This window comes from Aminobacter sp. SR38, from assembly GCF_014843375.1.
In the GTDB taxonomy this organism is placed as follows: domain Bacteria; phylum Pseudomonadota; class Alphaproteobacteria; order Rhizobiales; family Rhizobiaceae; genus Aminobacter; species Aminobacter ciceronei.
Genome location: NZ_CP062119.1, coordinates 122,633 through 148,569, shown reverse-complemented (window position 1 = coordinate 148,569; position 25,937 = coordinate 122,633). Strand labels below are relative to the sequence as shown.

General features: G+C 61.3%; 20 protein-coding genes and 1 pseudogene. 17 read left to right on the top strand and 4 right to left on the bottom strand.

Annotated features, from left to right (window positions below):
• Nucleotides 1-22 precede the first annotated feature (22 nt).
• From IG197_RS34005 to IG197_RS33955, 11 genes are all read left to right on the top strand, one after another.
• Nucleotides 23-1,060 carry a M14 family metallopeptidase gene (locus IG197_RS34005; RefSeq protein WP_192321800.1) on the top strand — a complete coding sequence of 346 codons (1,038 nt, stop codon included), beginning with the start codon at nt 23-25 and terminating at the stop codon, nt 1,058-1,060.
• On the top strand, nt 1,053-1,904 hold the full coding sequence (locus IG197_RS34000; protein WP_192321798.1) for a nitrilase-related carbon-nitrogen hydrolase: 852 nt from the start codon (nt 1,053-1,055) through the stop codon (nt 1,902-1,904). Before IG197_RS34005 ends, IG197_RS34000 begins: the two co-directional genes overlap by 8 nt.
• Before the next feature lie 14 nt (nt 1,905-1,918).
• A complete protein-coding gene (locus IG197_RS33995; protein WP_192321797.1) occupies nt 1,919-4,252 on the top strand; it encodes a molybdopterin-dependent oxidoreductase in 2,334 nt (777 codons plus the stop codon).
• 102 nt (nt 4,253-4,354) lie between these two features.
• Nucleotides 4,355-5,866 (top strand): ABC transporter ATP-binding protein, encoded by a 1,512-nt coding sequence (locus tag IG197_RS33990; RefSeq protein ID WP_192321795.1) that lies wholly within the window; start codon nt 4,355-4,357, stop codon nt 5,864-5,866.
• Nucleotides 5,866-6,972, top strand: a complete 1,107-nt coding sequence (locus IG197_RS33985; RefSeq protein ID WP_192321793.1) for an ABC transporter permease — start codon at nt 5,866-5,868, stop codon at nt 6,970-6,972. Before IG197_RS33990 ends, IG197_RS33985 begins: the two co-directional genes overlap by 1 nt.
• A gap of 1 nt (nt 6,973) precedes the next feature.
• On the top strand, nt 6,974-7,915 hold the full coding sequence (locus tag IG197_RS33980) for an ABC transporter permease (RefSeq protein WP_192321791.1): 942 nt from the start codon (nt 6,974-6,976) through the stop codon (nt 7,913-7,915).
• Nucleotides 7,916-8,048: 133 nt separating this feature from the next.
• Nucleotides 8,049-9,020 carry a BMP family protein gene (locus IG197_RS33975; protein WP_192321790.1) on the top strand — a complete coding sequence of 324 codons (972 nt, stop codon included), beginning with the start codon at nt 8,049-8,051 and terminating at the stop codon, nt 9,018-9,020.
• 148 nt (nt 9,021-9,168) lie between these two features.
• Nucleotides 9,169-9,858, top strand: coding sequence for an FMN-dependent NADH-azoreductase (locus IG197_RS33970; protein ID WP_192321788.1), 690 nt, complete (start codon nt 9,169-9,171; stop codon nt 9,856-9,858).
• Nucleotides 9,851-11,230, top strand: coding sequence for an amidase family protein (locus tag IG197_RS33965; protein ID WP_192321786.1), 1,380 nt, complete (start codon nt 9,851-9,853; stop codon nt 11,228-11,230). The genes IG197_RS33970 and IG197_RS33965 overlap by 8 nt, the downstream gene beginning before the upstream one ends.
• 51 nt (nt 11,231-11,281) lie before the next feature.
• Nucleotides 11,282-11,989 (top strand): DUF1989 domain-containing protein, encoded by a 708-nt coding sequence (locus IG197_RS33960; RefSeq protein WP_192321785.1) that lies wholly within the window; start codon nt 11,282-11,284, stop codon nt 11,987-11,989.
• Nucleotides 11,986-12,876, top strand: a complete 891-nt coding sequence (locus IG197_RS33955) for a polysaccharide deacetylase (RefSeq protein WP_192321783.1) — start codon at nt 11,986-11,988, stop codon at nt 12,874-12,876. The genes IG197_RS33960 and IG197_RS33955 overlap by 4 nt, the downstream gene beginning before the upstream one ends.
• Here the strand turns inward: IG197_RS33955 and IG197_RS33950 are convergent.
• Nucleotides 12,865-13,791, bottom strand: a complete 927-nt coding sequence (locus IG197_RS33950; protein WP_192321781.1) for a LysR family transcriptional regulator — start codon at nt 13,789-13,791, stop codon at nt 12,865-12,867. The genes IG197_RS33955 and IG197_RS33950 overlap by 12 nt on opposite strands.
• Before the next feature lie 17 nt (nt 13,792-13,808).
• The gene (locus IG197_RS33945; RefSeq protein WP_192321779.1) at nt 13,809-14,918 is read right to left on the bottom strand and encodes a GntR family transcriptional regulator; all 1,110 of its coding nucleotides are present in this window, start codon (nt 14,916-14,918) and stop codon (nt 13,809-13,811) included.
• Between IG197_RS33945 and IG197_RS33940 the strand changes: the two genes are divergently transcribed.
• From IG197_RS33940 to IG197_RS33915, 6 genes and pseudogenes are all read left to right on the top strand, one after another.
• A complete protein-coding gene (locus IG197_RS33940) occupies nt 14,909-16,126 on the top strand; it encodes a PotD/PotF family extracellular solute-binding protein (RefSeq protein ID WP_192321777.1) in 1,218 nt (405 codons plus the stop codon). The two genes, IG197_RS33945 and IG197_RS33940, sit on opposite strands and share 10 nt — an antisense overlap.
• 540 nt (nt 16,127-16,666) lie before the next feature.
• Nucleotides 16,667-17,087 (top strand): annotated as a pseudogene (locus tag IG197_RS37035) (mobile mystery protein B); the annotation flags it as partial.
• 274 nt (nt 17,088-17,361) lie between these two features.
• Complete coding sequence (locus IG197_RS33930) at nt 17,362-17,616, top strand: helix-turn-helix domain-containing protein (RefSeq protein ID WP_192321776.1); 255 nt, start codon at nt 17,362-17,364, stop codon at nt 17,614-17,616.
• A complete protein-coding gene (locus IG197_RS33925) occupies nt 17,616-18,944 on the top strand; it encodes a type II toxin-antitoxin system HipA family toxin (RefSeq protein WP_192321774.1) in 1,329 nt (442 codons plus the stop codon). The genes IG197_RS33930 and IG197_RS33925 overlap by 1 nt, the downstream gene beginning before the upstream one ends.
• A 220-nt stretch (nt 18,945-19,164) precedes the next feature.
• Nucleotides 19,165-20,424 carry a DNA repair exonuclease gene (locus IG197_RS33920; protein ID WP_192321772.1) on the top strand — a complete coding sequence of 420 codons (1,260 nt, stop codon included), beginning with the start codon at nt 19,165-19,167 and terminating at the stop codon, nt 20,422-20,424.
• The gene (locus IG197_RS33915; protein WP_192321770.1) at nt 20,421-23,894 is read left to right on the top strand and encodes an AAA family ATPase; all 3,474 of its coding nucleotides are present in this window, start codon (nt 20,421-20,423) and stop codon (nt 23,892-23,894) included. The genes IG197_RS33920 and IG197_RS33915 overlap by 4 nt, the downstream gene beginning before the upstream one ends.
• Nucleotides 23,895-24,316: 422 nt before the next feature.
• Here IG197_RS33915 and IG197_RS33910 read toward each other — a convergent pair whose 3' ends face one another.
• Both IG197_RS33910 and IG197_RS33905 read right to left on the bottom strand, forming a co-directional pair.
• Nucleotides 24,317-24,661: an NIPSNAP family protein gene (locus IG197_RS33910; protein ID WP_192321768.1), complete on the bottom strand. Its 345-nt coding sequence runs from the start codon at nt 24,659-24,661 to the stop codon at nt 24,317-24,319.
• A gap of 28 nt (nt 24,662-24,689) precedes the next feature.
• The gene (locus IG197_RS33905) at nt 24,690-25,634 is read right to left on the bottom strand and encodes a LysR substrate-binding domain-containing protein (protein WP_192321766.1); all 945 of its coding nucleotides are present in this window, start codon (nt 25,632-25,634) and stop codon (nt 24,690-24,692) included.
• Nucleotides 25,635-25,937: the final 303 nt, after the last annotated feature.

The window sequence follows — 25,937 nt, the reverse complement described above, 5'->3', positions numbered from 1 at the left end:
ATATATAGCAACAGGTCCTGTCATGAACACTATTCTTGAAACACGGAGCGCTCCTGTACATGGAGGTGAGGACGCCGATAGCGGTGCGGAGCGCGGATGGCTCTCCGTCGGCACGCTCGCTTCCGGGCGAGAGATCTCCGTGCCTTATCTCATCAAGCAGGGCCGGGAAGACGGCCCCTGCCTCTGGATCAACGCGGCCGTCCATGGCGATGAGATCAACGGCGTTTTCGCGGCGCTCGATTTCCTCGACGCGATCGCAGCGGATACCGTCCGCGGCTCGGTGATCGTAACCCCTGTCTCGAACGTATTGGCGCTCGACGAGCGGCGGAAAGTGACCGCGATCGACGGGATCGACATGGATCAGTCCTTCCCCGGGCGCGTCAACGGCTTCGCATCCGAGCGAATGGCGCATGCGCTGTTCGAGGCCTTCGCGCGAAAGGCAGATGTTACGGTAAATCTTCATACGCTCGGCACGCCTTTCAATGCCGAACCCTATGCCGTCTACAAAGCGCATCAGGGGGTTGAGGAGGAAAGGCTTCTCGGCCTGATCGCCTGCTTCGAGCCGACGATTGCCTGCCGCATGCCGGTGTCAAATGCATCGGGCGAGCTGCCGGGCAATATTTCCGGCGCGCTCGACTACCAGTCGCTGGCGCTCGGCCGGGCCGCGTTCATGATTGAACTCGGTGGCGGCGGCAGGCTGGAGCCCGATGTGATCGCGCATGGCGTGAAAGGGTTCCTGCGGCTCGCGACGAAACTCGGAATGATCGCGGAGAGCGCTGCTGCCCTGGCCGGAAGCAGAACGGTCCGACGCGTGACGGCGAGGGCACACAAGCTCGCGACGAGAGGCGGCTTTTTCCGTGCAGAGGCGCAACCCGGTACAGTGCTTTCGGCCGGCGGGCGCCTTGGTTTCGTGCGTGATGTCTTCGGCGATGTCGTCGAAGAAATACGTGTCGATCACGATAGCTGGGTGATCGCCACGCGGCGTGACCCGGTGGTGCATACGGGCGACAGAGTGGCGTTCCTTGCCTCCGAATGGGATGAGGTGAACGTCCATGCGTGAACCTTCCGACCGCCCGCTGATCGCGGTTGCTCAATATGCGCCCGTCAAGGGATCGGTGGAGGCGAACCGGCTGCGGTCCGTCGAATGGATCGCCAAAGCGGCGCGCCAAGGGGCCGGGCTTGTCGTGCTGCCCGAATGCTGCATCACCGGCCTCGTCTTCGAAAGCCGGGCCGAACTCATGGCCATTGCCGAGTCGATCGAGGGCCCTACCGTCGAGGCTTGGACAAAGGCTGCTGCCGAGAATGACATCATCGTCATCGGCGGCATGGCCGAGCGCGACGGCGCGGAACTCTACAACGCCGCCGTGTTCGTAAAACCAGATGGTTCGGTCCATCGCTATCGCAAAACCCATGTCTTCGGTGCCGAACGATCACTTTTCGATCTCGGCGATCGTCTCGTTTGCGTCGATACCGCCTGGGGGCGCGTCGGTCTTGCCATCTGCTACGATCTCTGGTTCCCGGAAATCGCGCGCGAGCTCGCGCTCGCGGATGCCGGCCTGATCGCCGTGCCGGCCAACTGGTTCGTGCCGCCGCGCCAGAAGGATGAGACCGGTGGCCAGCTGCCGATGGGCTTTCACCATGCGGTGTCGGCCGCCTGCGCCAATGAGATCGCGATTGCCTGCGCCGATCGCACGGGCGTCGAGAATGAGCTGCCCTTTCTTGGCCAGAGCTTCATTCTCGGCCCCACCGGACGCCCCCTTGCCGGGCCGGCCTCGGCCGGAGACGATGCGCTGCTTCTCGCGCGCTGGGAGGAGCCCGGCGTTGGGCGCCGGCAGGTGCAGAGCCATCTCCAGACCCGGCGCGGCGACCTTTATGCGCGGCCGGTGGATATTCTCGGCCGTTAGGTCAGCGGCGACCAATGAACCCGCCGCTGTCGCATACGCATTGGGGCACATTCGAACCGGAGATCGCCGAGGGCCGGATCGAGGGCGTGCGAGCGTTTTCGCGTGACGCCGAACCCTCGGCGCTGATCCGGTCCGTTCCCGATGCCGTGCATTCGCCGCTCCGCATATCCCAGCCAATGGTGCGCGAGGGCTATCTGCTGCGAGGACCTGCGGACCTGGACAGGCGGCGTGGCGCCGAACCCTTCGTGCCGGTCGACTGGGACACTGCGCTCGACCTTGTCGCGAGGCGGCTAGGCGAAACGAAAAAGGTGCATGGAAACAGCGCGATCTTCGGCGGTTCCTACGGATGGTCGAGTGCCGGCCGCATCAACCATGCGCGCACTCTGGTACGCCGCTTCCTCTATCGCTTCGGCGGCTGCGTCGACCAGGTCACCAATTACAGCTGGGGTGCGGCGGCCATCCTGCTGCCGCATGTCGTCGGCGGCATCGAACCGGTGGCAGGGCCGGTGACCGACTGGACGGCGATCGTGCGCGAAACCCGGCTGATGGTCATGTTCGGCGGTGCGGCGGCAAAGAACATGCGGGTCACCACTGGCGGCGCCGGCTCACACGACACGGGCACATTCATGCGCGCCGCCAAGGCAGCCGGTGTGCGCTTCGTCAATATCAGCCCGTTGCGGGGCGACATGCCCGACGAGCTCGATGCCGAATGGTTGCCGATCCGTCCCGGCACCGACACGGCAATGATGTTGGCGCTGGCCCATACGCTGGTGGTGGAAGGGCTCGTCGATCATGCGTTCCTCGATCGCTACACCGTCGGCTACGACCGATTTCACGCCTATCTGACCGGCGCGATGGACGGCACACCGAAATCCGCGACATGGGCGGCCGCGATCACGGGTATCGAAGCCGACATCATCAGCGATCTCGCGCGGCGGATGGCCTCGGAACGCACCATGCTGAGCGCCGCCTGGTCGCTGCAGCGTGCCGATCGCGGCGAGCAGCCCTATTGGGCGCTGATCGCGCTGTCGGCGATGCTCGGCCAGATCGGTCTTCCCGGCGGCGGTTTCGGCTTCGGTTACGGCTCCATCAATGGCATGGGGACCCCGCGGCGGCAGATCTCCGCTCCGGCCATGACGACAGGCGAAAATCCGCTCGGCTTCGACATCCCGGTGGCGCGCATGGCCGACATGCTCCTGTCGCCGGGCCAGACCATAAAGTTCAACGGCGGCGAGCTGACATTTCCCGACATCAAGCTCGTCTATTGGTGCGGCGGCAATCCGTTTCATCATCACCAGGACATCAACAGGCTTCTTGCTGCTTGGCAGCGGCCCGAGACGATCATCGTCCATGAAATCTGGTGGACGGCGACGGCGCGCCAGGCCGATATCGTGCTTCCGGCGACGACCTCTTTCGAGCGCGAGGACATCGGCGCTTCGCCGCGTGATCGGTTCATGGTGGCTATGCCAAAGCTGATCGAGCCCGTTGGCCAGGCGCGGAACGATTACGATATCTTTGCAGATCTTGCCGCGCGCCTCGGCTTCGAGGACGCGTTCACCGAGGGTCGGACGATCACGGACTGGCTGCGCCACACCTATCAGGGCTGCCGCCAGCGTGCGGTGCGGCACGGGGTCGACCTGCCCGATTTCGAGACGTTCTGGGACGCGAGTTTCGTGGAGATTGCGCCGCCCGACGCGGAGTTCGTGCTGTTCGGCGACTTTCGTGCCGACCCGGTCGCACATCCGCTCAAGACACCATCCGGCAAGATCGAGATATCGAGCGAGCGTGTCGCGGCGATGGGCTATGCCGACTGCCCCGGCTATCCCGTCTGGATCGAGCCCGAGGAATGGGGCGGAGCCGCACTGGCCGAGCGCTATCCGCTTCACCTCCTGTCCAACCAGCCTTCGACCCGCCTGCATAGCCAGCTGGATCACGCCCTGTTGAGCCGGGAATCGAAAGTGGCCGGGCGCGAACCCGTACTGATCAATCGCGGCGATGCGATCAGGCGCGGTATCACGGATGGCGATGCGGTGCGCATCTTTAACGACCGTGGCGCCTGCATCACCGGCGCCGTGCTCTCCGACGGCATTCGCAGCGGCACGATCCAGCTCTCGACTGGCGCCTGGTACGCGCCCGAGACCTATGCCAGCGCCGGATCGCTCGACCTGCATGGCAATCCGAATATGCTGACGCGGGATGCCGGCACTTCGTCATTGGGGCAGGGACCATCGGCACTGTCGACCCTTGTCGAGATCGAGCGGGTGACCGGAGCGATCCCGTTGCCGCGCCTCATGCCAGAAATTTATCCCGTCCGAAACGCCGGTGGAGCCGACTCCGCCGAGAGTTGAGATCAGCTCATTGCGGGATGAGATCATCTCATTTGATGGGCCGGACAAACATCTGCAAACAGGCGGTCAATGCAGCCGATTGATTGTGGGAGGAGAATGCAGATGACCCATCTGCAAGTGCTGGGCGTCACCAAGACGTTCGCAACGTTCAAGGCTCTGGACGACGTGTCGTTGTCCGCCGCCAAGGGAGAGATCCGTGCCCTTCTCGGCGAGAACGGCGCCGGGAAGACCACCCTGATGAACGTGCTCTACGGTCTCTACAAGCCCGATGCCGGACAGATCTGCATCGACGGCGCGCCGATATTCATGTCGTCGCCCCGTGACGCCATCCGGCATCGCATCGGCATGATCCACCAGCATTTCCATCTCGCTAGCGCGCTGTCGGTGGTCGAGAATGTCGTGCTCGGTCTCGGCGGATTCCGCACCGATCTCGAGCTGCATGCGAAGAAGATCGCGGCACTGTCGGAGGAATATGGCTTCGACATCGATCCGCATGCACCGATCTGGAAACTGCCGATCGGCATGCGGCAGCGGGTCGAGATCCTCAAGGCGCTTTATCGAAATGCCGAAATCCTGGTGCTCGACGAGCCGACCAGCGTGCTCGCGCCCGACGAGATCGCGGGTTTCCTGCGCGGGCTGAAGAAGCTCCGGGCTGCCGGTCACACGATCCTGTTCGTCACCCACAAGCTCGAGGAGGTGATGGAGGTTTCGGACAGCGTGACCGTGATGCGGCGCGGCAGGGTCGTCGAGACGATCGCCGCCCGGGATACGTCGCCGGCGCATCTCTCCCGGGTGATGGTCGGCCGGGAGGTCGATGCTGTGCACCGGGGTGGCCGCCCCACACCCAAGACCGATATCCGCCTCCAACTGAAAAGCATCGTTGCGCACAACGATCGCGGCGCGCTGGCGCTCAAGTCCGTCGATCTTAGCCTGCATGCCGGCGAGGTTCTCGGCATTACCGGCGTGGACGGCAACGGCCAGCGGGAGCTTGCCGAAACCATTGTGGGGCTTCGTCCGGTTCTGTCGGGCGACATCGTCGTCGACGGAAAGAGCATTAAGGGGCTCACTGTCCGCGACCGCATCGTCGATACCCGCATCGGCTTCGTGCCCGAAGACCGTCATGAGACCGGGCTCGTTCTTGATTATCCTGTCGCGACCAACATGGCGCTGCGCGATTTCGACCGCAGTCCCGTCAGCCGCATGGGCATCATCGACGACCGGGTGATCCAGGAACGCGCCTCCGATCTCGTTGAGCGCTACGATATCCGGCTCGCACACCGGAACCAGCATGCGCGGATGCTCTCCGGCGGCAACCAGCAGAAGATCATCATCGCGCGCGAAGTCCACGCCGGGCCGCGAATCCTTGTGGTGATGCAAGCGACCAAAGGCCTTGATGTCGGCGCCATCGCCTTCATCCAGCGCAAGATCCTCGAAGAGCGCGATCGCGGCGTGGCGGTGCTCTACATCTCAACCGAACTAGAACATGTGATGGAGGTCGCCGACCGGATCGGCGTCCTCTGCGCTGGGCAACTGAGCCCGATCCTTCAACCCGAACAGGCGACGGACGAACGCATCGGCCTCTACATGGCCGGCGTTCAGGAAGAGGTGGCGTGATGACGGCGATTTTCGATTGGGCTTTCCGGATCAGAACCGTCATCGCCGTGTTCGTGGCACTTGTCATCGGGGCGATGCTGATGTTCGCTGTGGGCGCCGATCCCTGGAAAGCCTATGCGGTTCTTTTCGGCGAATCCTTCTTCGACTATTTCGGTCTGTCCAATACGCTGGTCAAAACCTCGCCGATCCTGCTTGCCGGGCTCGCTGTGGTGATCCCCCTGCGCGCCGGCGTCTACAATATCGGCGGCGAAGGCCAGATTTATCTAGGCGGCCTGTTCGCAACGATCGTGGCACTTGGCATGCCCAACATGAATTCGTGGATAGGTATTCCCCTCGTCATGATCGCCGCGGCTGCCGGCGGCGGCTTGTGGGCGGCGATCCCGGCCGTGCTGCGCGCCTATTACGGCGTCAACGAAGTCATCGTCACCCTGCTGATGAACTTCATCGGTATCCAGATCGTGTCCTATGCTGTGAGCGGACCGATGCTCGCGAAATCGGCACCCTATCCCTATTCGGAGGAGATTTCCGAAAGCCTGCATCTGCCGCATGTCATGCCGCGTACCGATGCTCATCTCGGCATTCTCATCGCCGTGGTCCTAGCCTTCGGCTTCTACTGGTTCTTCAAGCGCACCACGGCGGGTCGCGCGATCGACATTGTCGGCCGGAGCCCGTCGGCGGCCCAGTATGCCGGCATCGCCGTACCTAGGCAGATCCTGGTTGCTATGATGCTCGGCGGTGCGATGGCGGGGCTGGCGGGCGGCTTCGAGGTGATGGGGCATAAGTACCGTCTCTTCCACATGTTCAGCAGCGGTTATGGCTATGACGGCATCGTTGCGGCCTTCGTCGCCATGGGTTCGGCGCTTGCGCTGCCGCTCGTGGCCTTCTTCCTGGCGGGGCTAAAAGCCGGCGCGGGGGTCATGGAGCGCGGCGCCGGCATCGAACGCTCGGTCGTCGATGCCATCCAGGGCATCGTCGTGATTATGGTCGCCGCCAGCCTGGCGTTGAGGCCGGGCCTGCTCACGGGCATTCGGGTTTTTCTTGGTTCCCTGCGGTCATCGCCCCCCGGCAAGATGCCCGATGGCTCGCTCGCGACGAAAGGCGATTGACATGGACATTTTCACCGATCCCGCCCAGTTCACGGATTTCCTCGGCTCGTCGGTGCGGCTCGCGATACCCGTCGGCTTCGCCGCCCTGGGCGGCGTGCTTTCCGAGCGTAGCGGCGTCATCAATATCGGGCTCGAAGGCATGATGCTGGCAGGCGCATTCGGCGCGGCCGTCGGTTCGTTCTACACGGGATCATCCGGCGCAGGCCTGATCGCAGCGCTGGCCGGCGGGGCGCTGACCGGCCTCGTCCTCGGCATTCTCAATGTGTCGCTGCGCGTGAACCAGCTCGTCGCCGGCATCGCCGTCAACCTTTTATGCGCCGGCCTGACCGCCTTTCTCGCACGCCAGGTCTTCGGCGCCGATCTCGGCCGCGCTTTGGTCGCGGGCTTCGAGCCAGTCGCGATACCCGGACTGTCCTCGATCCCGGTGGCCGGTCCGGTGCTGTTCAATCAGGATACGCTCGTCTATCTGCTCTATCTGCTGGTGCCGGTCGTGCTCTGGGCGCTGTTCCGCTCGAACTGGGGTCTCAATCTTCGCGGCACAGGTGAGAATCCGAAGGCGGCGGACACCGCCGGCGTTCCGGTGTTTCGCGTCCGCTATGTCGCGATCATCCTGTCCGGCATGCTGGCAGCGCTGGGCGGCGCGCATCTCGTGCTCTCGCAGATCCATCTCTTCACCGAGGAGATGAGCGCCGGCAGGGGGTTCATCGCGCTTGCGGCAATCATCCTCGGACGATGGAATCCGTTGCTGGCGGTCTTGGCGGCGCTGTTCTTCGGTGTCTGCGATGCGGCGCAGCTGCGGCTGCAATTTGCCAACCCCTCCGTGCCCTACCAGGCCTTCATCATTCTTCCCTATGTCGCCTCCATCGTCGCGCTCGTCATCTTCATCGGCTCGACGCGCGCACCGGAGGCGCTGGGCCAGCCTTACGACCGGGAAAGCCGGTGAGACCAAACAAATCTCAACCCGATCTGAAAAATCGTCATTACCAACTAAGGTTCTGATTTGGCATGATAAATTATGGTCGATCAAGAATGTGTCGGCCGCTAATAAGTGAGCCCGAGGGCTCTGGGAGGATGATGTGACAATAACGCGAAGGACTATTCTTGCCGCTGCGATTTCTCTTGGCGCGGTGGTTGCCACGGCGCCGATGGCACTCGCGCAGGACCCCTACAAGGTGGCGATCGTGATGCCGGGAACCATCTCCGACAAGGGCTGGAGCGAGGCCGGGTATCATGCGCTGGAACGGTCGAAGGAGGAACTCGGGATCGAGTTCGCCTATTCGGAGCATGTCGAGCAGCCGGATCAGGTCGAGGTGCTCTCGGACTACGCCCGGCGCGGCTACAATCTGATCATCGGCCATGGCGGCGAATATCAGGATGCGATCCTGCGCGTGGCCAAGAACTATCCGGACACGATGTTCATGGTCAATAACGGCCTGGGGGTCGGCACCAATGTCGCCAATGCCGACTTCCATTTCAGCCAGCTCGGCTACCTGATGGGCTACACGGCCGCCAAGGTCTCGAAGACCGGCAAGATCGGCATGCTGGTGGCGCAAGAGTTCAAGTTCACGCTCGATTCCATTGCCGGCTACCGCGAGGGTGCCGAAGCGGCGGTGCCAGGGACACAGGTGCTCTACAATGTCATGGGTGACTGGAACGATGTCGCCAAGGGCAAGGAGGCGGCTCTCGGCCAGCTCAGCCAGGGTGCCGATGTCATCTGGCCGACGATGGATGCCGCCAATGTCGGCGCGCTTCAAGCGGTCCAGGAAAAGGGCGCGAAATCGATTGGTCTCTGTTATGACGGCATCAAGGATTGGCCCGATATCATGGTCCAGTCGGCGATCCTCGACGTGACCGAGAACATGCTGAGCTATCTGCGCATCGCCGCGAAGGGCAAGCTCGAAGGTAAACTCTACAAGGCCGACCTTACCAACACGGCCGCCATGCGCATCGGCACATTCGGCCCCACCGTGCCGAAGGATGCGCAGGATCAGGTTCTGGCGCTGGTCGAGAAGATGAAATCCGGCGAGCTTAAAGTCGAACCTTACTGAACTTCCCCAAGCCTGACCGCCTGGATACCGGGGCCCGTCCCCGGCATTTTTTGAGTTGAGCTGGATTAGACCCTCTCAGAGAAACTCTAATTTGTGAGCCTTTTCGGTGGGAGATATGTCGAGGTCACGATCATCACCGGAGGCCGAGATGGCAGTTATCCTTCACATAGATGCAAGCGCCCGCACCAGCCGTTCGCTGTCGCGAGACCTGTCGAAGACATTCGTCGATACGTGGCGCGCCTTCAGACCCGATGACGAAATAGTCCACCGCGATGTGGGCCGTCTGCCGCCGCCGCCGACCACGGAAGGCTGGATCGCATCGGCATTTACCAAGCCGGAAGAGCGCACCCCTGAACAGGCGCATATACTTGCCATGTCCGATGTGCTCATCGACGAGCTGACTCGGGCGGACGTTATCGCTCTGGGGACGCCGATGTACAATTACGGCATGCCCTCGGCGCTGAAGGCATGGGTCGACCAGGTTATCCGCATCGGCAAGACCTTCACTTTCGATCTCGGGCGCGGCGATTTCCCGTTGGAGCCGATCCTGTCGGGCAAGACGCTGGTCCTCCTGTCCGCCAGTGGGGAATTCGGCTTCGAGCCGGGCGGCGTTCGCGAGCATATGAACCATCTCGATACCCATATCCGCGCCATCAAGCACTATTTCGGTGTCGCCGAAATGCGGCATGTCGCAATCGAATATCAGGAATTCGGTGGTGAGCGTCACCAGGCCTCGGTTGCCGCCGGCCACGCTGCGGCCAAGGCTCTGGCCAGCGAACTCACTGCCGGAATGGCGGACGTGCTCGGCGAGCGGCCGGGTGCGGCGGCCTATGCCTGACGGTGGTGATCTCCCGGCGCTGGCGGCCGGACTTGCCTCGGGTGAGGTTAGCGCGGGCGATCTTGCGCGCGACTTCCTGGACCGGGTCAGGACGTCGCCCGCGACATTCATCTCGGTCGATGCGGAGCATCTTCTGCAGGAGGCCCGGGCGAGTGACGGGCGCCGCCGGTCGGGAGAGCCATTGAGCCCTTATGACGGTATCCCGTTCGCGGTCAAGGACAATATCGACGCCGCCGGATACCGCACCACCAATGGATCGCGGACGCGTGCCTGGCTCGGTCCGGCGCGCAGCGATGCCCCGATCGTCGCGACGCTGCGCGCGGCGGGGCTGCTCGTCGCTGGCAAGACTAATCTCAGCGAATTCGCCTTCTCGGGCCTTGGCCTGAACCCGCATTTCGGAACGCCGGGCCGGCATCGCCATGATCCGCCCCGCGCGCCGGGTGGGTCGTCGGCGGGCTCGGCCATCGCAGTCGCGGACAATCTGGTGGCGCTCGCGCTCGGCACTGACACGGCGGGTTCGCTGCGGGTGCCGCCGGCCTTTACCGGAACGGTCGGTTTCCGGGCGACATCCAACCGCTATCCGATGAGTGGCGTGGTGCCACTCGCGCCGAGCTTCGACACGCTCGGTGCAGTCACTCGAACCGTGGCGGATATGATTGCTTTCGATGGGTTGGCGAGGGGGAGGCCGAATGACGTGGCAACTGCCGACGATGAGATTGAGATCCTTGTCGACCGTCCATTTCTGCGGTTCTGCGGCGTGGCGCCTGATGTGGAACAGGTCATCGACAACGCTCTGCGTGACCTCCGTCACGGCGGTGCGCGCATCTTGTTTCGGCGTCTCGAGCCGTTGTGGCAGGTGTCGGACGCCATAGCGCGCCATGGCTGGCCCGGTGGTTTCGAGGCGTATCGCCAGCATGCCGCACTGCTAGCGCCGCCAGAGCGTGACCTTGTCGATCCACGTGTGCTTGCGCGGCTGGAACTCGGTGGTCGGACGGACCCCGACATCGTCGCCGAGCTCATGGCGCTCAGAGTAGCGGCTCGGGAGGATTTCGAACGCGAGGCGCAAGGCGCAGTCGTGTTCCTGCCGACGGTAAAACATGTGCCGCCGCTGCTCGCGCCACTGGAGGCCGATGACAGGCGTTTCGCCGAGATGAATCTTGAAACACTGCGGCTGACGATGATCGCGAGCTTCCTCGACGCACCGGCCGTGGCGCTGCCCGCCGGGCTCACTCCGGATGGGCTGCCGGTGTCTCTGTCGCTTCTCGCGCCACGTGGGCATGATGGGCGCGTCCTTGTGGCCGCATCGCACGTCGAGCGGCTTCTCGGCTCAGCCTTGAGTTTTTCTCGATTGCGCTCGGGCTTTCCTCATTAGGTGTTTGCATCAAGGACAACCTAAGCTCGGTTGCAATCAGGAGGACAAGCGATGAACGCCAATCAACGCAATTTCGATCCCGGCGAGCCGGATGGGCATAATCCTAGCCGCGACATGCCGATATCGGGCGACGGTATGCCCGCGCTTGACGAGATCTACCGCCTGCCGGCGCGGCAGGGGCGGGCGGCGAAGGTAAGCGCAGGGCAGTTCCTCACCGTCATCAACACCCATGGTACGCAGGTCTGCGACTTCTGGGCCTTCGATGCCGAGGATCTCAACGAATTCCTGTCGATGCCGCATCAGCATGGCGTGACGTCGAGTGTCTATCCGCGCACCGGCGACAAGCTTGTGTCGAACCGGCGCCGGCCGCTCATGACATTCCTGACTGACACGTCGCCGGGCGTCCATGATACCGTGGTCGCGGCCTGCGATGTCTATCGCTACCGGCAGCTCGGCGCGGAGCACTATCACGACAATTGCACGGACAATCTACGCATGGCGCTGCTGGCGATCGGGCTGCGCGCGCCGGAAATCCCGGCACCCTTCAATATCTGGATGAACACGCCCGTGGGCAAGGGCGGCGCGATCTCGTGGCTTCCGCCGGTCGGCAAGAGAGGCGACAGCGTAACCTTTCGTGCCGAGCGGGACGTAATCGCGGTCATGTCCGCGTGCCCGCAGGACATGATACCCATCAATGGCGCTGACAACACGCCGCGCGAGCTGGAATTCATGGTTTCCGCTCAGGAGCCGTCCCGATGATCCGCAATCCGATCGCCTGGCCGAACGGCGCCCAATGCGCCTGCGCTGTTACGTTCGACGTCGATGCCGACAGCCTTATCCACATCGCCCGGCCACGGGACAGTTTCAACCGACTCTACCCCATCTCCATGGGGCGCTACGGGCCAACGGTCGGCGTGCCGCGCATCCTCGAAACCTATCGCCGGCTCGGGATCAAGCAATCCTTCTTCATTCCAGGGTGGACGATGGAGCAATATCCCGACGCAGTCGAGGCGATCCAGGCGGGCGGCCACGAGATCGGTCACCACGGCTATCTGCACGAGGACCCCACCGTGATCACCGCCAGCGAGGAACGCATATGGTTCGAGCGGGCACTCGCCTGCCACACGCGGCTCACTGGGCTTCGCCCCCAAGGCTATCGCGCGCCGGTCTACAACGTGACGCTCCATACGCTCGACCTTCTTGTCGAACACGGGTTCCAGTACGATTCCTCGATGATGGCAGACGATATTCCCTATCGCATGACGACACCGAAGGGATCGCTCTACGAGGCGCCGCCGCATTGGGGCACCGACGACTGGCCGCCTTTCGCTCATTATGACGAGATCGGCTATATGATGCCGGTGCGGGCACCCTCGGTGGGGCTTGCGGCCTTCTACGAGGAATTCGAGGCGCATTATGCGGCCGGCGGCTTCTGGATGCCGGTACTGCATCCGTTTCTGACCGGGCGTCTCGCTCGCTGGACACAGTTCGAGGCCTTCCTGGAAAAGGTGATCTCAACGCGTAACGTCTGGTTCGCGCCGCTCACCGACATCATCGCGCATGTTGAGGCGGAGCGGCAGAAGGGCGCTCCGATCCGCGAGGAGCGGCTGCCCTATTACGAGGCGCCGGTGCTGCTACGCGGCTAGCGACGTTTGCGGCAGGCCAAGCGCGAATTGCTCGGTCTCCGCCACGATCCAGTCGACGAACAGCGTGATCGAGCGCTTGCGCTGCCGCGTCGGCACATGCGCGAGCTTGAAGCCGAAACCGTCGATGGCAGGCCCGTCGATGGCCCGGAGATTGCCAGCCGCGATCCCGTCGGCGGCAAGCACGTTGCAGCAGAGCAGCGGCCCCATTCCGCGCTCCATCGCATGCATGGCAAGGCTTTCGTCATTGAACCACGAAATCCGAAAATCTCCCGGCGTGCGATAGTCGGCGTCGCGCAGCCAGCGCGACCAATTGGGAATTTCGTCGGTGTGAAGGTGCCAGCGGTAGGCGAGCAGGTTGCGCCTGCGGTAGGCGGAGATATCTGCATCGGCAGGCAGTCCGTCGTTGGCGCTGGTTACCGCATGATAGCTGTCCTGGAGCAGCGGCATGGTCGCGAGCGACACATCGGCGGTGCGGCCATAGCGTATCGCAATGTCGGTTCCGGTATCGCGCAGATCGACAATGTCCTCCGATCCCTCGACATTGACGCTGATGTCGGGGAAGGCCGCGGTAAAGCGGGCGAGCCGGGGCATGAGCCAGCGCTCGGCGAAGGCGCGCGTCGTGGTCACCGTCAGCGAGTGGCCGGCATTCTGCGCCGTGATTTCCTCGAAGGCATCGCCGAAGCGATCGAACCCTTCTCGTAGGGCCGGGAAGAGCCGGGCTCCGATGCTGGTGAGGCGAACCTCGCGCGGCGTCCGTTCGAAGAGCTTGCATCCGATCTGGTCTTCGAGGTTCTTCACCTGGTGAGAGACTGCGGTGATGGTGACGCAAAGCTCGTTGGCGGCTGCGGTGAAACTCAGGTGGCGTGCGGCTGCTTCGAAGGCCCGGATGGCGTTGAGCGGGGGCAATTTTCTCATGTTTCGATACTCCGAACCTAGATTACGCGTTCGAGATAATCCGGAAGCGGAGGCTCCTGGATGACCGAAAGCACCTTCAGCCTTTGCAGCGTGCGGGTGCCTTTGCGATGAAGATGATCGGCATGAAGCCGTGATGCGGCATCCCAGTCGCGAGCGGCGATCGCTTCGATAATGGCGCGGTGCTCGGCGATGCCGGGTGAATCGGCTTCGATACCGATGAAGCGCGCGAACAGGCCCGTGACCATGAGCATCGTTCGCCCCTTGCGCAGGACTTCGTGGATCCTTGTATTGGTGAAATGTCTAAGGCAATTCTCGTGCAGATCGATTTCGATCCGGTCGATGATAGCGGGGTCGATGAGGCCGACGGTACGGATCGCGGTTTCAACGCGAGCCATCATGGCGCTGATCTCGTCCTGTGACAGCTGCGGCGCGGAGATCAGAAGAGCCGGGGGTTCGAGTAGCCGGCGCATTTCGCTGTCTTCCGAAATGGCGCGCGCCGTCAATGGTCCCGCGAGCCAGGACGAATACATGTCCTTCTCGACAAGCCCCAGCTCCCGGAGCCGCCACAGAACCTCGCGTATGATGGGTCGGCTCACGCCGTGGCGGCTGGCCAGGCGCTGCTCGTTGATGCGATAATGTCCGAAGGCGATTGCCGTGCGGATCGCCTCCTCGACCTCGGGAATGATACGGTCGGATGCCGGTATCACTTCGCTGACACCGATATCCTCTTTGGGAAAGTCGTCGGATGAGACGCGTCGGCGGATTGGCTCTCGGGATTGGGTCGGGCCGCCAACGATGAAGCCGCGCCCGGTGAACCGGTCGACCGTGCCGTCTTCTGCCAGCAGCGCAAGCGCATTGCGAACGGTCGCCCGGCTCGTGCCGAAAACATCGGATAGCGGTCCCTCCAGAAGGATGAGGCCGGATTCCAGTTTGCCCGCCTTGATGGCGGCCGTCAGCCTCGTCGCCAGGACCTGATAGAGCGGCAATGTTTCAGCTGAGGAGGGCATTTCGGTTCCGTTAAAATTAGCTCCAACATAGGTACTCATATAAAATGACTTTTGTAAACATATTGCATTAATAAGAGCGCCGTGGTTCTCTGAGAGCAGGAGGAAGGTCCTTGACGACAAACGGAACTCAATTTTTCCCGGCGCCAGCAGTCCACGAAGAGCGCGTATTACGCCTGCTTGGCACGAGCTCGACCCTTCTCGATCTCATACTCGAACGGGCTTCGAAGGATCTCGGCATCAAGTTGGAAGCCAGAATACTGGATGGCGGCGATGCGCATCGGCTCGGGGTCACCGCGCCGGAAACCTACGACCTCTACGATCAATGGTTTCACAATGTCGAGTTCGTCTGGACCGCACGTTCGATCCAGGCGATCGACACGAGTCGCATCCGCTATTGGGATGAGGTGGGCGACGTCGCGCGCTCGGGCCGGCTGAGCGGGGTGGCGAAGGTGGCGCCGGGGACAGCGCCCAATCGACTGCTCTATGTCGACGAGGAGGGCGAGCTTGGCCCGACGCCCTCGCGCTACATATCCATGCTGCCGCTAACCCACTATGCCGACACTTTCGGCTATATCGCGGACGAGCTGCCGCCCGGCTACGACCCGAAAAATGCCAGCTGGGCCTGGCTGCTCGATCCACATATCGGTGCCTGTGCGCTTCAAAACAACCCGTCGATCGGCGCCATCGATGCTATGCTGGCGGTGCAGGCCGCCGGGCTTGCAACATTTGCCGATCCTGGCAACCTCACGATCGAGGAAATCGACACTTTCGTCGATGAATTGATGAAGCTGCGCATGGCTGGGCACTTTTCAGGCTTCTGGGGCACGTCGGAAGACCTCGCCGGCCTGATCAAGCGGCGCCGCACCAAGGTCTTCAGTCTCTGGTCTCCGACACGGCTGTTGCCAGAGGTCGCGGCGAGGCGGGTACGGATGGCCGTTCCGAAAGAGGGATATCGAGGCTGGTGCGGAGGGATCGCGCTGTCGCGCCATTGCGCCGGACCGACCATGGACATGGCTTACGAATATCTGAACTGGTGGCTTGACGGTTGGGCGAGCATACCGATCACCAGGCAAGGCGACTATTTCTCGTCGCCGTCGCGCGCGAGCAGGCACATGAATCCCGGCGAATGGGACTATTGGTATGGCGGGAAGCCGGCCACGCAAGACATTCCTTCAAACCACGACACCCCGGCAGCCGCGGCGGGCGATATGGTTGAGGGCGGGTCTTACGAAGAGCGGATTTCACGTGTGACCGTATGGAATGCGGTCGGCGACGAACACAATTATCTCGCCCGCCGTTGGAATGATTTCCTGAACAGGCGGAGATAGGCGAGCCTTTCGGCGCCTCGCTGGTTCCGAATAAAGGGGTCTACCCGGCTTCTCGCAAGTTAGATTCGGCCTGCAGTTCAGCCCTTAAAGCGCTGCGCTTCATGCTCCCGCAGGCGCGAGTAGATAAACAGCATCGAGGCGGTGCTGTTCGCGGCGTCCGGAAGATCGTTGGCGATTTCGGCGCGGTTGCGGTGTTCAGCGCACCCACTATGGCGCGGTGTTCTTCCAGGGGAATATTCCGTACAGATAGCCCGCTGCGGACAAGGTCCGCCAACGCTGCTCAATGCCGCGAGGCCTGGGTCCCACTGAAACCGAGCATGCATTGTTCGTTTGCGACGTGACGTCGGACCCCGACAAAGAACGACCGTAGCATGTAACCCGTCGCGTCCCAGTTCACGTCCTTGCGCCCGCGCGCAAGCTTGGTCAGCGTCCTGACTATTTGATCGGCTGCGGCCCTGTCGCACTCGTGCTCTCGACACATCCGGCACAAGGTTTCACTCGATGCGTGTGGCTCCGCCAGTCCTGTGAGATCAGGATACCCTCAGCATCGACTTGGTACTCACGTTGCACAAGCGCATTGTTTGGCGAGGTCTGGAAATGGGCGGGTACTTGCCGCACGACGGCGAGGAATATTGGGATCGGCGCCTACCGCATCCAGACCGACATGGCGGCGCTGTTCGACGATGTGCGCTATTGAGCCGAGCACGAAACCTATCCGCCGGATGAAGTCGCCGTGCGACTTCATCACCGGCTGGTCGCTATCCAACGGTTTCCGAGCGGCAACGGGCGGCATGCGTGGCTGATGGCCGATCTCCTGATCGAGCGGCTCGGCAGCAAGCTGTTCAGTTCGGGCGGCGGCGGGCTTGCCGATACCGGTGATCTGCGCACGACGTATGTCAAGGCTTTGCGGGCGGCGGACCATCGCGACATTGGGCCGCTGCTGGCGTTCACGCGGTCGTGAACGTCCTCACAGGCACAACCCGAGTGGCAGCTCACGGCGAACCTTGTTGAAAGCCGGACTGGCAGCTTCCGTGAAGAGTTTTGGGTGCGGGCAGGCGTCGTCTAATCGCAGCCAATTATGCCAACTTGGCCTGCCCTTTGGGCGCGACCCGACTCGGCATGATTTATTCGCGTTTGCAGTTTTTATACGATCTCGCGTATAATATAGAATTAGGCGCATTCGCGTATAGTGACGATATATACGCTACCGCGTATACAGAGGCATGGAGGCTGCCTTGAACGAACAGATTGCCCGCACGGAAAAGCAACTCGGCGCCATCTTACGCCGCGTCCGCAAGCAGGCGCGACTGAGCCAGGGCGCACTGGGAGAACAAATCCATCTGCGGCAAGGCACGATTTCGCGACTCGAGGCTGGGGAACCCGCCGTCCAGTTGCACACTGTAATGGAAGTATTGTCGGCCCTGAACCTGGAGATCGTCGTCCGGCCACGCAGCCGGGGCAGCGCCAGCGACATCGAGAACCTATTCTGATGGCACGGAAGCGAGCTCACGTCCCTCTCAATGTTTTCCTGAACGGTCGCCATGTCGGCGTTTTGCGCCGCGAGGCGACAGGCGCGATCGACTTTCAATATGGAAGAGACTGGCTGGACTGGGGTGGCACATTTCCCGTCTCACTGTCCCTGCCGCTGCGCGAAGACCGATACATAGGCACCGCGGTCATCAATGTATTCGACAATCTGCTGCCGGATGGCGACCATATCCGCAGGCGTGTCGCCGAGCGCGTCGGCGCCGACGGTACCGACGCTTTTAGTCTGCTGACCGCCCTCGGCCATGACTGTGTGGGCGCCTTGCAATTTCTGCCCGATGGCCTCGACCCCGGCGCTGCCGGTGGCACCGATGGAAAGCCGGTCAGTGACGACGACATCGCCGACATCGTCAAGAACCTACACGCAGCACCGCTCGGCATGGGCGAGGATGAAGATTTCCGCATCTCGATTGCTGGGGCACAGGAAAAGACAGCGCTGCTGCGCAAGGATGGACGGTGGTTCAAACCCACCGGCACCACTGCTACCAGCCACATTCTCAAACCGCAGATCGGGCAGCTCCCCAACGGGATCGATCTATCCAACAGCGTCGAGAATGAATATCTTTGCCTGAAGCTGCTAGAAGCGCTCGGGGTCCCAGCCGCAAAAGTTGAGATCGCGGATTTTGGCGGACGTCGGACGCTCATCGTCGAACGCTTTGACCGTCTTTGGACAAAGGAAGGACGATTGCTCCGGCTGCCCCAAGAGGACACGTGCCAGGCTCTATCGATCCCGCCCACCAAAAAATACCAGTCCGACGGTGGGCCCGGGATGCGGGAGATCATCAATCTGCTGAAAGGCAGCGATACGCCAGAAACTGACATCGAGACTTTCATGCGCGCCAGTATCATATTCTGGCTACTAGGAGCGACCGATGGTCACGCGAAGAACTTCAGCATCTTCCTAGGGCCAGGCGGACGGTTCCGCATGACACCGCTTTACGACGTCCTGACCGCACAGCCGAGCCTTGACCAGGGCCAAGTCTCCCGCAAGAAATTCAAGCTCGCGATGTCGGTCGGAAAAAACCGTCACTACGCAATTCATGACATCGTGCCCCGTCATTTCATGCAGACGGCGGATATCGCGGGTGTCGGCACCCCGACGATGAAGGCAATCTTCGAAGACATTCAGGCGAACGCTGAGCGTCAGGCACAAGCTGTCGTCAATTCGCTGCCAGGCAATTTTCCTGATCAACTCATGACTTCAACCATGGCAGCGATCAGCCACCGGGTCCGGCTCATCGCCGGTGCGATGGCTACGGCCTCACACAGTTGAACAACGCAATCCGCGATCGGATAGCTTCAGCCAATTTGCAGGCTGGGCCAGCGTTTATGGCACCAGGTTGATATTCTTCCGCCCGGCCCTGCCTGAATTTTGACAAGCTGCTTTTCCAACGCAATAAGCAGTGTTGCGTCCACTCGCAGCGGAAGCTGTTCCGGTGCGCCACATCAATAGTCGCCGCAGACATGCTCGCCTTCTGTGGCTGGAGACCTGCATGGCGTTCCGATTTGTTCACACGGCCGATGTTCATCTCGACTCGCCGTTGCGTTCGCTGGCGCTGCGGAATGCCGAGCTTGCTGAGCTTGTTGGCGATGCGAGCCGGCAGGCCTTTGTCGCAATCGTCGACCTCTGCCTTTCGGAGCAGGTCGATGCACTCATTATCGCCGGCGATCTTTATGATGGCGATCAGACGTCGATGAAGACTGCACGCTTTCTGGCCACCCAGATGATGCGCCTTCATCAGGCCGGCGTCATGGTCTACAAGATCCGCGGCAATCATGACGCACTGTCGCGGATATCCAAGCAGCTCACCTTTCCTGAAACCGTGACCATATTTGGCGGCAGGGCTCAGACAGTGCTCCACACAGCTGGTGGGCTTGACGTCGCCTTCCATGGCTTGAGCTTTGTCAGCTCAAAGGCGCCCGAGAGCCTTCTTCCCAAATATGCGGCTGCCCGGGAAAGTGCAGTCAATATCGGCATCATGCACACCAGCCTTGCCGGTTCTCCCGGCCACGATGTCTACGCTCCGTGCAGCGTAGCCGACTTGCAGCGGCATGGTTTCGATTATTGGGCGCTCGGCCATATCCATGTCCGCAAGGTCTATCTTGGGACAGCTACGATAGTGATGCCGGGAATGCCGCAGGGCAGGGACATCAACGAGGCCGGAGAGAAGTCGGTTACGCTGGTGACCGTCCGAGATGACCGTTCGATCGAGATCGAGGAGAGGGCGGTAAGCATTGCGCAGTTCGAGCGTGTGGACGTCGACTTGACGGAAACACTGGAATGGGCGGAAGCCGTGAGGCGCATTCGGATTGCCTTGGAAAAGGTCAGAATGACTGCGAGGTCGCGCCATGCCGTGATCCGTCTCAGGCTTATGGGTTCATCGCCACTGTCATGGAGCATTATCCGCGACAGGGATCTGCTGCTGGCTGAGGCCGAACAGCTCGGTGACCACATTGGTGATATCTGGGTGGAAAAGCTCGAACTTGTGCTGTCGGACAACAGTTCTCAGACATCTGAAGGCGCTGCCGACCCGATATTCGAGCTTGCCCAAACCATGGGCGCCGACATCAGGTCCCAAGCCTTTCGCGAGGAAGCGAAGGCGCTTGTGATGAGGACGCTCGCAGACCTGCCACCCGACGCACGCGGTTTCGCGGGAAAGGATGAAACAGCGTTGGAGGAGTTTCTCGACCGGGTGCTTACTGGTGGCGCCGAGCTGGTGACAGCCCGTCTCAAGGCAGGTGGCGCGCAATGAGGCTCAGGCGCCTTGATCTGGTCCGTTACGGCAAGTTCACCGACAAGACGATCGATTTCGGGCGAAGGCCGGAACAAGGGCCCGACCTTCATATCGTCTTCGGGCTCAACGAGGCCGGCAAGTCGACAGCACTGTCAGGCTATCTCGATCTCCTGTTCGGGATCGAGGAGCGCAGCCGTTACAATTTCCTGCATGAGTATGGCGCCATGCGTGTTGGCGGGGTGATCGAACTTTCTGGCGAGGAGCAGGTTTTCGCCCGCACCAAACAGCGCAATAATTCGTTGTTCAATGAAGTCGGCCAACCGGTTAGCGAAGTTGCGCTTTCCGCTCATCTCGCAGGTCTTTCCCGCGATGCCTACACCACCATGTTCTCGCTCGATGACGAGACGCTGGAAGCCGGTGGGAGGGCGATACTGGAATCGCGCGGAGATCTGGGCAAGCTGCTGTTTACGGCCAGTGCCGGACTTGGTCATGCCAGTGACACCCTTGGCGCTCTCGAGACGGATGCGGACAAAATCCACCGCAGGCAGGCCCAGAATACCGAGATTGCGCTCCTCAAGAAGCGCCTTGCCGAACTGAAGGCTGCGCGCGAGGAGATAGACACACTCGCATCGACCTACGAGAGCCTGGAATCCGAGCGTCGTGACGCCAAGGAACAATATGATCGCAGTGTGTCTGAACGGGCTGCCCTGACCGGTCGGCTGGGGACCATTTCGAGGCTTCTGCACGCATTCCCGATACTGAGAGAGATAGAGCAGAAGAAAGCGCGTCTGACAGAACTGCCGGACCTTGTCGCGCCTGCCCTGAAGTGGACGGGCAGCGTCGCAGAGATGATCGACCACGATGCAAGCCTCAGGACGAGGCAGTCCGCGATTGCTGACGAGCTCGAAAGAGTTCATGGCAGGATACGATCAATCCAGCTGGACGAACAAATCCTTGCTGTGTCGGAACGGGTGCACGCCATGGCAGACGCCAAGGCGCGTTACATTTCGGCTGGCCTCGACTTGCCGGCACGGAAAACCGAATTGCAGATCCTCGACAATGCGGTGGCGAGCTGCCTATCAGCCCTTGGCCGGTCGTCTGAAACAGATCCCGAAAAGTTGCTTGTACCTGCGGCGATTGTCGGGGCGCTGCGCCACCTGCTCGAACAGCGATCGGGCGTCGCAACCAGTCTGCGTGTCGCACGCGATGAGGCAACGGCCTCATTCGACGCCCTACAGGCCGCACGGGAGCGTGTTGGCGAGGAGCCGGCCGTGCCAGCTCCAGCCAGAGCGCGGGTGATGGCGTCGCTTTCGAAGGCCAGGGAAAGCGGCCACCTTCGCGAAATCCGGGCGGCGCGCGAGATCGAGGATGAAAACGCCGCCTTGTGCGAGACCGCATTGCGCCGCCTGCATCCATGGGAGGGGGACGCTCGGTCACTGTCTGCGGTCTCCGTTCCGAGCACTTCACAAGTCAACGCGTGGAAAGGGCGTTTGGCCGAGCTTGCCACGGCGAAGGTCGTGCTTGCTACGCGTATTGCCGAGCATGAAGACCTGAAAGCATTGCTATTGGGTCGGCTTGACGCCTTTCGTTCCTCCGCAGACGTTCCGGATGACGAGACGGCCGCAGCGATCCGTCGCGATCGCGACGAGGCCTGGCAAAGGCACAGAAGCGTGTTGGTTGGTGAAACGGCCGATCAGTTTGCTTTGGCCCTTGCACGCGACGACGCTGCTGGGGTTGGCCGACTGACCAATGCGCAAGTGCTTGCTGAATTGCGCGCAGCGAGGCAAAGACTCGCTGAAACCGAGGCTGTCCTTACCCGAGCGAATGCTGCCATCGACGCGAACCGCCTTGATAGTGAAGCGTTGCTGGCAGAGGTGGTGGCTGCAGCAAGCGATCTGCTTGCCCACAAGCCGGACGTCCCAGCCGAGCGTCTGATAGAACAGGTCGAGGATCACACTGCAGCTCGCAAGGACGCTCTCGAGGCCTGGTCGAAGATCGACCTCGCCCGCAAGAGGGCCGAGCGTGCGAGTGATGACGGAGCGGTCACATTGCTTGCGCTGGCTGGGGCGCTGGAGGGCGTCGGCATCGCCCCGAACGCCGGAGACAGTCTGGAGACGGCAATGGCCGTAGCCGACCAGTTCTTGGCGCGCCAAACCAGGATCGATGCCGAGCGGGCCGAAGCGTTCCGGACAGTAGCTGCCAAGGAAGAGGAGCTCGCAAACCGACGGCGCGCAGTCGAACTGGCGGAACGGCACGAGCAGGAGTGGCTTCTTGCCGTTGCCGAGACGATCAGGGGGACATGGCTCGAGGGCAGCGTTTCGATACCGGGTCTTGGAAGCGTCCTCGACCAGTTGGCTCTTCTATCTAGATCTCTTCAGGATCGCGAGGCATTGCAACTGCGCATCGACAAGATGCAAGCAGACCGGGAGAGCTTCATCGTTGACGTCGCAGCTGCTGCAGTTGAAGTGAATCATGGTGTCGATGATGACGATCCGGCGCAGCTCGTGGTGGCCTTTCAACAGCGCCTGGAGCTCGCCGATCGTGCAAGGGAGAACAAGGCGAGCCTCCTCATCGAATTGGAGCGTTTGAACGATATCAAGGAAAGCCTTGAGCAAGAGGCAATGGCCCACGATCAAGAAAAGAGCGAGGTGCTTGAGATCTTCGCTGTAGATACGCTCGCAGAAGTTATCGAGCGTGACGAACAGCTGCGCGAGCGGGACCGCTTGGGTCGTCAGGTGATCGAACTCGAGGAGAAGCTCTGCATCGAGCTCGCAGTTGACAACACTGGTCAGGCAATGGCGGCCTTGTACGGCCTGGCCCTGGATTCCCTGGAAATCGAAAAGGCCGAAATCGAGCGGCGGCTTGCTGATTTCGACGAACGCATCCAGGCACAGCTCGTTAGGGTGACGCGGGCGGCCGACAGACTGGAGGCGATCGGTGGAGACAGTGCGGTTGCTCGTATCGATGCCGAACGCCGGACCATACTACTCGACATCGAAGAAAAGGCGGTAAGGTTCATCGAACTGAAACTGGGTGTCATGGCTGCAAAAAACGCGCTGCGCCTTTACCGTGAACGCCATCGTTCAAGCATGATGGCACGCGCCTCGGATGCTTTTGCGCTGATGACGAGGGGGCAGTACAGCGGCCTGACGACCCAACCCGTAAAGGGCGGAGAAATCCTCATAGCAATGCAACGTGACGGGCAATCCAAGGTGGCCGATGCACTCTCGAAGGGCGCTCGCTTTCAACTCTATCTCGCGTTGAGACTGGCTGGATATTACGAGTTCGCGCAAGTCCGCTCCTCAGTGCCGTTCATCGCTGACGACATCATGGAAACTTTCGATCATGTCAGGTCGGAGGAAGTATTCAGGCTTTTTGGCGAAATGGCGAGGACGGGCCAGGTAATCTACCTTACGCACCATCAGCACCTCTGCGAGATTGCCCGCGAGGTCGTTCCGGGTGTGAGAATCCATGAGCTGGCATCGTGACGTAGAGCTGCTCACAGCCGTCGTCACTAACCCAAAGCCGGCGCCAAGATCACACTGACAATTGACCGCTCGTCGGAGGTGATCTGTCCCGGTTCCCGCTCGCGCGGCGCTATGCTGAACCTCCTTAGGTCACCTTGTTGACCGATCGAGCGGGCGCGAATTTGCTTCGACACCGTCCCGGAGATGCCCGTCCTGGCGGGCGCGCCGATGTCTACGCCTTATGCGCTGCTCTTTCACAGGCCAGCCGAAGGTAATTCTCTCTTCGGCCCATTGCTCCAACGAGCAAGCAGGGCAGAAGTCGGACGCATCGAGGCCAAGCTGTTCGCTGCTCCAGCTTGTCTGCACGATAGCCGAGATGTGCAACGTCCCCGAGGTTTCTGCGGGCGATGCGCATAATCGTGAATGGCGCCTGCGCATGCCAGTCAGTCGGCTGCTAAAAAGGCTGTCGTTGTTCCATGCAGAGCCGGTTTTAAGATCGAGTTGGTGACTTTGGCGACAAGTGGACCAGCGGGCTCGCTAAGCTTCCTGGCCAACTGCCACCGCGGATCCGTAGCAAAGGCGGACCATTTCGCCTCTCGTTCGGCGAGGTCTTCCCAAGCTAGCATGTAGTGGAGAGATTGGTCGTTTTCGCCGATCGCGGTTGTCCAGAAACCGAGTGATCGGATACCCAACTCGTTCCAGATCGGCAACGCATGATCCTCGAAACGCTTGAGGACCTGAGGTAGCTTTCCCGGCACGCATTCGTAGTAGCGTAGCTCATATATCATTGGGTATGTCCACATCTGAGTGTCAGTTCTACTGGGCCGCCCTTGCCGCCTGCCTAGGCGGGTGCAGGGCGGCGACAATTGGCGGCAATTGTTCGGTAATGTGGTCAAGCAGTGCTCGAACAGCTGGCAACACACCTTGCTTAGATGGCAGCAAGGCGCTGACCATGGTCGCACCGGCAGTCCATTCGGGCAGTATATGTATGAGTTCGCCTGTCCTGATGTCATCGCCGCAGACAGATGCCGGCAACGCGGCGATGCCGGCGCCAGCGCGGGCAGCCGCGGCGACAGCAAAAATGTCGTTGCTGGCAAGGCGGGGCGTAAGGCATTGACATGATTGCCGATTGGTCGAGGTTTCGGTCAGGTCCCACCTAATCTGAGTAGACGTCTCGGACGTCGCCAACATTTGGTGTGACATAAGATCGTCGGGACCGGCCGGCGGTTTCGAATGTGCAATATATTCACGGCTGGCAACCAGATGCCGTGGCTCGATTAGCAGCCGCCGCTGGATCATGGTTGAGTCATCGAGTGCATCTTCATGAGACAGAATGAACAGGTCCGACATCCGGTTAGTCATATCCGCAGGCCGGTTCAGCACTTCCTGCTTGACGTGGGTGTTCGGAAAATTGCGCAGGAACGCTGGCATGATCTCCGCAAAGCAAAGGCGCGAAACTGTAGGGGAGCTCGACAGCCGGATCGTGCCCGTCTGGTCGACGAGCCTGCGCTTGACTGCCGTCTCAGCCGCTCGTGCTTCCAGCATCATTTTTCGAGCGTGCTCGTAGAATTCGCTGCCTAATTCGGTAACGAGGAAGCTGCGCGGTGTTCTCTGGATCAGCCTTGCCCCCAAACGCGCCTCTAGCTCGGCGATCCGCCTGCTGAGCTTCGACTTCGGCAGGCCTAGCACTTTGCTGGCGGCAGTGATGCCACTGTTTTCCACGACTTGGGCAAAGTAGTAGTAGTCATTGAAATTAATCAATGATTTCTCCCATTCGGATTATCGGCCGGCCAGTGGGGCCTCATTTTCATCGAGGTCCTTGGCGCCTTGCAACCTCAGCCGCTGTAGTGCGGTTCTTGTCGGTATGCAAAAAATGACAGAAAATTTCGTGATAGGCAATAAATACCGCCATACTTTTTCATTTGCAAAAATTATGGCGTGGTGATCAAAATCGAAACATAAAGTTCCGGATTTGCAGTCTGGTGGCTGGCATGGGCAGGTGCGACGGTAGCGATGAGAGACCCGGCGGCGGCAAGCAATACGATAGAGCCCCGCTGACGCAAG

Bases quoted from the DNA above. Each gene is read 5' to 3' on its own strand.
- IG197_RS33925 (WP_192321774.1), top strand. From the start codon at position 17,616: ATGGCACGGAAGCGAGCTCACGTCCCTCTCAATGTTTTCCTGAACGGT.
- IG197_RS33995 (WP_192321797.1), top strand. From the start codon at position 1,919: ATGAACCCGCCGCTGTCGCATACGCATTGGGGCACATTCGAACCGGAG.
- IG197_RS33985 (WP_192321793.1), top strand. From the start codon at position 5,866: ATGACGGCGATTTTCGATTGGGCTTTCCGGATCAGAACCGTCATCGCC.
- IG197_RS33980 (WP_192321791.1), top strand. From the start codon at position 6,974: ATGGACATTTTCACCGATCCCGCCCAGTTCACGGATTTCCTCGGCTCG.
- IG197_RS34005 (WP_192321800.1), top strand. From the start codon at position 23: ATGAACACTATTCTTGAAACACGGAGCGCTCCTGTACATGGAGGTGAG.
- IG197_RS33920 (WP_192321772.1), top strand. From the start codon at position 19,165: ATGGCGTTCCGATTTGTTCACACGGCCGATGTTCATCTCGACTCGCCG.
- IG197_RS33970 (WP_192321788.1), top strand. From the start codon at position 9,169: ATGGCAGTTATCCTTCACATAGATGCAAGCGCCCGCACCAGCCGTTCG.
- IG197_RS34000 (WP_192321798.1), top strand. From the start codon at position 1,053: ATGCGTGAACCTTCCGACCGCCCGCTGATCGCGGTTGCTCAATATGCG.
- IG197_RS33955 (WP_192321783.1), top strand. From the start codon at position 11,986: ATGATCCGCAATCCGATCGCCTGGCCGAACGGCGCCCAATGCGCCTGC.
- IG197_RS33915 (WP_192321770.1), top strand. From the start codon at position 20,421: ATGAGGCTCAGGCGCCTTGATCTGGTCCGTTACGGCAAGTTCACCGAC.
- IG197_RS33910 (WP_192321768.1), bottom strand. From the start codon at position 24,661: ATGATATATGAGCTACGCTACTACGAATGCGTGCCGGGAAAGCTACCT.
- IG197_RS33960 (WP_192321785.1), top strand. From the start codon at position 11,282: ATGAACGCCAATCAACGCAATTTCGATCCCGGCGAGCCGGATGGGCAT.
- IG197_RS33965 (WP_192321786.1), top strand. From the start codon at position 9,851: ATGCCTGACGGTGGTGATCTCCCGGCGCTGGCGGCCGGACTTGCCTCG.
- IG197_RS33950 (WP_192321781.1), bottom strand. From the start codon at position 13,791: ATGAGAAAATTGCCCCCGCTCAACGCCATCCGGGCCTTCGAAGCAGCC.
- IG197_RS33990 (WP_192321795.1), top strand. From the start codon at position 4,355: ATGACCCATCTGCAAGTGCTGGGCGTCACCAAGACGTTCGCAACGTTC.